Genomic DNA, 7,149 nt, shown 5'->3' with positions numbered 1-7,149 from the left:
GCATTTCCGCCCTTTACTTTACGGCAACCCTATTCGTCGGACTAAAGGAGAGGAAGAAAGGCGCAGTCGCTGCATCTGCCGTATGCGTGGTCATAGCCATTGCCTCATTCTTTGTCTGACGCATTGGTGATTTAGGGGCGATATCGTAGGAATACGACCGGGAGAGCCGGGACCAGATTGCCCGGGTCGCCCGGTCTTATTCCGCCCCGCGCCGCAGACGGCGCTCCGATTGCGGCGAGGCGTGACACGCGTGGGATCTTACCTATTTGTATTACGCGACCGCGAGGTGCCTCTTCTGCATGCGGGACTCCGTCAGGTACATGTTGATGATGACCTGATAGGGGGCGTCCGTGCGGGCGGCCTCCGCCTTGAAGTAGTCGATGTTCTCGCCGTCGGTGTTCATGGTGACGCGGCGGCGCGGTTCGAGCTCTAATACATAAGGTCCCAGCTTGTAATACGTGAGCATATGACTACATTAACATGGTCATGTATTATCGAGCGTCTGCTGCGCCGGATTCGCCCGTCTGTTATCTTGGGATCGACAGTTTCTTGCGAGGAGGCAGACATGTACCAGAATGTCTTTGGATCCGATGGTCAGATCCATCTTGAGAACCAGGTCGGCTGCCAGCGCTTCGACCTAACGACGGGTGAGGTGAAGACGGTCATCCCGACTGCTAAAAATATGAGCAACGTCTTCGGCAAGGATGGCGTGGAGACGGAGATTCAGGTGGGGCAGATGCGCCAGACACTGGGCAAACCAGGATTTGGTCGGCTGTTTAATAAGCGCTAACGGTTGAGTTGTCGCAGCATAATCGCAGCTGCAAATAGGTGACCATATGACTATGCTAACATGTGCGCACAGTCATATGGTCACAGTTGTAGATCGGTTTAATCTGTGGCCCTTAATCTGAAGCTGCCTCAACGAACCGTGGCTGGCGAGACGAAAAAGGGGAATCCCTTTTGCGGGATTCCCCTTTCCGAGTCGTTATGCGATTTGCACTACATCTGCTCGCGGCGCTTCTTTTGATCGAGGAATACGCCGGCTGCCACGAGGACGGTACCGCCGATGACGAACGTCTCGCCGATGAGTCCCGCGCGGTCACCGGTCTGGGCGAGGCTGCCGGGCTTAGCGGTATCCGTGCCGGCGAGGTGCTTCGGGGTGTATGCCGCCTGCTGCTTTGCGACCTCCTCTGCCTCCTGTCGTGCGATCTCATCGGAAAGCTTCTGCTCCGTTGCGATGCGGTCGGACTTCGCCAACTCGTAGGCGGTGAGTGTCGCATCGTAGCCGGGCTGGAGCTCGTCCACCGCGGCCTGCTTCTCGTCCAGGATGGCCTTGGCGGGCGCGACCTTGGCACGTGCCTCGACTGCTGCGGCGAAAAGCGCGTTGAGGGCGTCATCCGCGTTCACATCATGGCCGGAAGCGATCGCCGCGCCGGCATCGATGGAGTTCAGCTTCGACAGCTTGGCGTCTGCCAGCGCCTTCGCCTGTTCGGCGGCGGAGACCAGGGACTCGGCGGCGGCGGTATCCGCCTTCGCGGCATCGAGGGCGGCCTTGGTGTCATTGACGGCCTTTACTGCATCCTGCTCGCGCTGCTGTGCCTCTGCGAGCTTCGCGGCAAGACCGGTGAGGATGTCGAGGTTCGACTGTGCGTCATCGAGATCGGTCTGGGAGCCGGTAAGCCTGTCGGCGGCAACGCCGGTGTCGGTCTTTGCGGCATCGACGGCACGCTGGGCATCCGCGAGGGCGCGTGCGGTGGCGTCCGCCTTTTGCTCGGCGGCGGCGAGGACGGTCGCTTTCTCGGTCTGATCGGCTACCGCCGAGTCATGGACGCTCTTTGCTGTATCGAGCGCCTTCTTGGCGTCGGCGACGTCCTGGAAGAACTTCGCGAGATCGGCGTTCGCATCGGCAACGCTCTGCTGCTTGGCAGAGGTGTCGGCCTTTGCGGCATCCAACTTAGATTGTACGGTCGTTACGGCTGCGTTGGCAGCATCAAAAGCAACCTGCTTCTGCTGGACGGTCGACTTTGCCGTATCGACTGCCGCGTTGGCGGCATCGAGGTCCGATTTCGCCGCATCAAGCTCGGTCTGGGCATCGGTGACGCCCTGCTGCTTGGCGGCGACATCAGCCTTGGCGGCATCGACGGCACGCTGGGCATCGGTGACGTCCTGCTTCGCGGCATCGACGTCTGCCTGTGCGAAATCCGCTGCGTCCTGCTTCTGCTGGACGGTTGCGGCGGCGCCGGCGGCTGCCTGCTGCTTGGATGCGAGATCGGCCTTGGCTACGTCGAGTGCGCTCTTGGCGTTCTTGAGGCCGTTGATATAGGAGGTCAGCTTTTGCTCGTACTCGTCGACGGAGATGGGGTTCGTGTTCCAACCGGAGCCGGACCAGCCGGAGATCTCTGCGGTGTAGCACTGCGTCTGAAGCCCGGACATGGTGCCCTTGGTGCAGGTTGCCATTCCCATAACGGCGAGTTCGGGATTGATGATGTTCATGTAATGGCCGACGGTGCCGCTACTGCCGTTCTCCCAGTGGCAGTTGTCTGCAATCCAATGGTTGATTGCGACACCGTTCTTTGCATAGAAATCATAGGCATCCTTGCCGACAAGACCGGTGACTCCATAAAGGGCCTCCGTTGCCTTGTCGAAAAAGCCCTTCTCCTGCTCGATCCACTGCCCACTCGGATCGATTCCGTAATTCCATGCCAGGTTTTCGGCAAAATCATATTGACGGGCATGATCGAGCACAGTGTCACTGTAGTTGGCATCCGCAATGGCTCCGGCGATGAGCTTGTAGGTGACCTGGAGCTCGGACAGGCCGACCGACTTGCGGTAGTCGTTGACGGACTTCATCCACCTGATCGCATTGAGCATGTTATCAAGGGACGTGGCGTCCTTGGAGTTGCCGACTTCGGTCTTTCCGACATATTTGGCGTTCAGGATGATGTTGACTGCGTCATCGGCACCCATGGCACGGAAGAAGCCGATGGCTCCCTGCTTGAGTTGCGCGTCGGCGGAATCGAGTTTCGCCTGTGCCTCGTCGACCTTCTGCTGCGCGGCGGTCACGGCGGCGTCTGCGGTATCCTTTGCGGTCTTGGCGTTCGCAAGCTCTTCGTCGGCGGCTGCCTTGGCGGACTCAGCGTCCTTGACAGCCTGCTTCGCGGCGTCCAGCTTGGCGATGGCATCGGCGTTCGCCTGCTTGGCCGCATCGAGGTCGGAGTTCGCGGCATCGAGTGCGGACTGGGCGTCGTTCACGCCGGACGCGGCATCGACCGCGGCCTGCTGCTTCGCAGAGAGGGATGCCTGGGCATCATTTAGCTCGGTCTGTGCCGTTGCCGCGGCGGACTGCACCTGCTCGAGCTCGGACTCGCACTGGGACTGTGCCGCTTGTGCGGCGGCGAGGGTTGCCTCTGCGTCCGCGACCTTCTGTTTTGCCGCATCGTACTCCGGACCGCTGGCACCGGCCTCCGCTGCGGCGAGGTCGGCTTTCGCCTGCTCGTAGGCGGCGCTGGCGGCTGCGGCCTTCGCATCCGCCGTGTCCTTGTTCTGCTGGGCTGCGGCGAGGACGGTATCTGCGGAATCCTTTGCAGACTGGGCCGCAACCAGCTTGGACTGGGCATCGGCAAGCGTCGCGTTGGCGTTGGCGAGGTCGGCCTGTGCCCTGCTCACGGCATCTTGGGCGTCGCGCACGGCCTGCTCGGCGGCACTGATTGCCTCCGGGGTGGCGCTTACAGCATCTGCCTTGGCTTTATCGAAGGCATTCTTGGCATCCTGAGCCGCCTTGAGGGCGGACTGGTACGCTTCGTCCTTCTCGGACGCATCCGCCTTGGCGTCTGCGAGACCCGCCTTCGCCTGCTCGAGGTCCTTGCCGGCGGCATCGGCGGCGTCCTTGCCCTCTGCGACCTGACGGGCGTACTCGTCCATTGCCGCTCGGTCGGCTGCCGTGCCGGCGCTGACTGCAGAATCGTAGGATGCCTTGGCCTGGTCGCGGGCGGAAGCCGCCTCGTTGTAGGGACCGGCGGCCTCATCGTAGGCTGCCTTGGCGGCGTCCTCCTTCGCCTTCGCCTCGTTGACTGCCTTCTGCAGGTCCGCGATGGTCTGTGCGGCGGATTTCGCGCCGGTACCGGATGCCGCGCCGGCGTGGGCGGCGATCGGCGACATCACGGCGGGGTGCTGTGTGCCCCCGTCACCGGTCTGGGCGAATGCCGTGAACGGTGAGATGAGGCTCGATCCGGTCATGGCGGCCATGGTCGCCGCGGTGACGGTCAGACGCGCGATCCCCTTCGGAGTGTGAATCTTTTTGTTTGGCAGTGCGGCGAAGTGATTTCCCTGAGTCATTGTGCTGTTCCATTCCTTTTCCGTGCCCTATCCGACTGGGCATCAGAGTGCTTTCCAATAGAGATAATTATGCGCATTAACTGGGATTGTTGTATATAGTCCGTTTGCTTTTATACAACAATCCATGACTCTTTTTGTCATGGATACGAAGACGCTTCAGAAATCATTCGGCATGAGATGCAAAGAGCTCCGCGCTGGACTCGGGTGCAGCCAGGAGCAGTTCGCCAATTTGATTGAAATGGATCGTTCCTACTACGCGAGCATTGAAGTCGGGCGGCGTAATGTCAGCCTCTCAAATCTCAAGAAGATTGCCGATGGATTTCAAATCAGCATTGCTGAACTCATGAGAGGCGTCAGCTAAATTTATCCGTCTCATAGTTCACAGTGGGTCTCGTTGATTAGCGCCTTAAGAAAATGGAAATCGTCCCAACGAGCTATCGTCAATCGTCCCAATAAATTACCGTCAATCGTCCCAATAAGTAATCGTTATTTGTCCCAACGACGCAGATAGACGCTATAATTTCAAATGAATGATTGGAGGGAAAGCCGATGGATAGGTATATAGGACGTTGTGTTGACTGCTTGGTCGAGCGCGACCTTGGCATTTTTGGTGCAGTGCTCATTCAGGGGCCGAAATGGTGTGGAAAGACAACGACAGCTCAGAGATTTGCCGAGTCATCGTTATCTCTCTCCGACCCATCTGGCGGTTTTGCGGCCCTCCAACTCGCTCGTCTCGATCCGGCCCAAGCAATTGTCGGACCGACCCCGAGGCTTGTCGACGAATGGCAGGAAGAACCGAAGCTATGGGATGCCGTGCGATTCGAATGCGATGTCAGGGGAGGGGAGCCAGGACAGTTCATTCTCACCGGATCTGCGACGCCGCGAGCCGAGAACCAGCCGATGCACAGCGGTGTGGGTCGAATCGCCCGTTTGCGGATGGATACCATGACGCTTTTCGAGCTCGGTATTTCGTCGGGAGCGGTCTCGCTTGGTGCGCTGCTCGATGGCGATTCCGTTGCGGCGTCACTCGGATCCATCGACGGTATCGCCGGTATCGCTGATTTGCTCTGCCGCGGCGGTTGGCCCCAAGCGGTCGGTAAGACAACTGCCGACGCAATGCGGATAGCCGCCGCCTATATTGACGGTGTTTGCGAGTCTGACGTTTCGAGGGCGGATGGAGTGAAACGCGACCCGGTTAAGGTAAGGGCCTTGCTCTCGTCGCTTGCACGCAATGAATCGACTCTTGCCGGCATGAGGTCCATCGAAAGGGATTTGGGTGTTGACGTCTCAAAGAATACGATTACCAGTTACATGGACGCGCTGCGCCGTATCAATATCGTCGACGATGTCCCCGCGTGGCATCCGGCTCTCAGGTCGCCGGTGAAGTTGCGGCAGGGCGCGAAGCGGCACCTTGCTGACCCATCGCTCGCCGTCGCCCTCATCGGTGCGGATCCGGAGTCGTTGTCATCCGATCCGAAGACCCTTGGCTTGCTCTTCGAATCCCTTGTGCTGCACGATCTCAAGGTTTACGCGGCGGCCAGCGATGCGACCGTATCTCACTACCACGATGCTGACGACCTAGAGGTCGACGCGATTGTCCATCGTCGTGACGGCTCGTGGGTTGCCGTTGAGGTTAAGCTCGGGAGCCCCCAAGTCCCAGAGGCAGTGGAAAATCTGCTTCGACTTGAGCGAAAGCTGGTCGATCGCGGGGAGAGGCCGCCTGCGGCGAAACTCATCGTCATCGGGTTTGGTATGCCGGCTCACGTAACTAGCGAAGGCATCGTTGTTGCTCCGGTCGATACGCTCGGAAGCTAAATTATTGTTATTTGCATTTCCAGAAATCCTCTATCTAGACGCTTCCTAGAGGATTTCTTGAAACAACCGGTATTTTGATCTGGGCTACGAAAGGTTACGGATCCAGATTCCGTGCTGCGTGGAGCCGGTGATTTTGTATCCGTAGCGGTCGATTCACGCCGCAAGCCTGTCCCAGTCGATGCGTTTCCAGTTGCCGCCCGGCGCGTGGTTCACGATGAGCCCGCCGGCGACCATGAGCGCGTGGTTGTGTGCCTCGCGCGCGAGCGCCCTCTTCTTGTCCGAAATCTGGACCTCGGCCTGCTTCTTCTTGCATTGAAGCCTGAACCAGGTTCAGTTGACATGGTTAAAAACGAGGGGCGACGCTTTTGCGTCACCCCTCGTCCCGGCCGGGTTGCTTTAGTTGTACACACGGTAGTTACACTTGAACTGGGTTATGTGTCCATAGTGGGAGCCGTACCAACCCGATGTATAGCTGATTGCTTTTGCGCCTAGATATTCGTATCTCTTGTTGTAGCGAAGCTCACGGTAGGTCGTGTCGTACTCTGCTACGTAAAACGCGTCTCCAGAGAAGGCTTTGTACCGGTCCTTAACCGTCGAGCTCATGTACAGAGGCTCGACATCGCCTTTCTTTCCGTTGAGCGCATAGACGGGTGCCGCGATTCCGCATAAAGCCGTTGCCACGAGGATGGCGTAGACAGCCATGCGCGACGCATTGGACTTCAGCTGTTCAAATGGTTTCATGTCATTCACCTCGCTCGTATGTATCGAGGTATTCCTGCTTGAGCGTCTGCGAGGACGACTTGATCTTTTCCACGAGCGTGCCGGCTTCGATGAAGTAGAACGAGTTGGTGAGGTCTGCCAGGTCGTCGAGTAGATGGCTTGAAATGAGCACGCTGCGTCCCCGCGCCACTTCGCTGCGCATCGCGTCGCAGGAGGTTTTCCGTTTTCCCGGATCGAGGCCGTTCAGCGGTTCATCGAGGATGAGGTACGGGCAATCGG

6 protein-coding genes and 1 pseudogene are annotated in these 7,149 nt (G+C 59.0%); 3 read left to right on the top strand and 4 right to left on the bottom strand.

From position 1 onward, the window contains the following. Nucleotides 1-271 precede the first annotated feature (271 nt). Nucleotides 272-466 carry an antitoxin gene (locus I2G43_RS05670; protein WP_195535415.1) on the bottom strand — a complete coding sequence of 65 codons (195 nt, stop codon included), beginning with the start codon at nt 464-466 and terminating at the stop codon, nt 272-274. Between the two features lie 99 nt (nt 467-565). On the opposite strand from I2G43_RS05670, the gene I2G43_RS05665 reads away from it, so the two are divergent. Beyond that, entirely contained in the window at nt 566-790 is a 225-nt protein-coding gene (locus I2G43_RS05665) for a hypothetical protein (RefSeq protein ID WP_138113672.1), read from the top strand. Nucleotides 791-999: 209 nt separating this feature from the next. On the opposite strand, the gene I2G43_RS05660 is transcribed toward I2G43_RS05665, so the two are convergent. Further along, on the bottom strand, nt 1,000-4,335 hold the full coding sequence (locus I2G43_RS05660; RefSeq protein WP_195535414.1) for a hypothetical protein: 3,336 nt from the start codon (nt 4,333-4,335) through the stop codon (nt 1,000-1,002). 139 nt (nt 4,336-4,474) lie between these two features. On the opposite strand from I2G43_RS05660, the gene I2G43_RS05655 reads away from it, so the two are divergent. Both I2G43_RS05655 and I2G43_RS05650 read left to right on the top strand, forming a co-directional pair. Continuing rightward, on the top strand, nt 4,475-4,696 hold the full coding sequence (locus I2G43_RS05655) for a helix-turn-helix domain-containing protein (protein WP_205215037.1): 222 nt from the start codon (nt 4,475-4,477) through the stop codon (nt 4,694-4,696). A 188-nt stretch (nt 4,697-4,884) separates the two neighbouring features. Further along, entirely contained in the window at nt 4,885-6,150 is a 1,266-nt protein-coding gene (locus I2G43_RS05650; RefSeq protein ID WP_195535413.1) for an ATP-binding protein, read from the top strand. Nucleotides 6,151-6,546: 396 nt separating this feature from the next. On the opposite strand, the gene I2G43_RS05645 is transcribed toward I2G43_RS05650, so the two are convergent. Further along, nucleotides 6,547-6,891, bottom strand: coding sequence for a hypothetical protein (locus tag I2G43_RS05645; RefSeq protein ID WP_195535412.1), 345 nt, complete (start codon nt 6,889-6,891; stop codon nt 6,547-6,549). Nucleotide 6,892: 1 nt separating this feature from the next. After that, nucleotides 6,893-7,149 (bottom strand): annotated as a pseudogene (locus tag I2G43_RS10525) (hypothetical protein); the annotation flags it as partial.

Origin of the sequence: Collinsella aerofaciens, assembly GCF_015557435.1 — a bacterium.
Lineage (GTDB): Bacteria > Actinomycetota > Coriobacteriia > Coriobacteriales > Coriobacteriaceae > Collinsella > Collinsella aerofaciens_Z.
The sequence above is the reverse complement of the archived record's forward strand: the minus strand, read 5'-3'. Positions and strand labels throughout refer to the sequence as shown.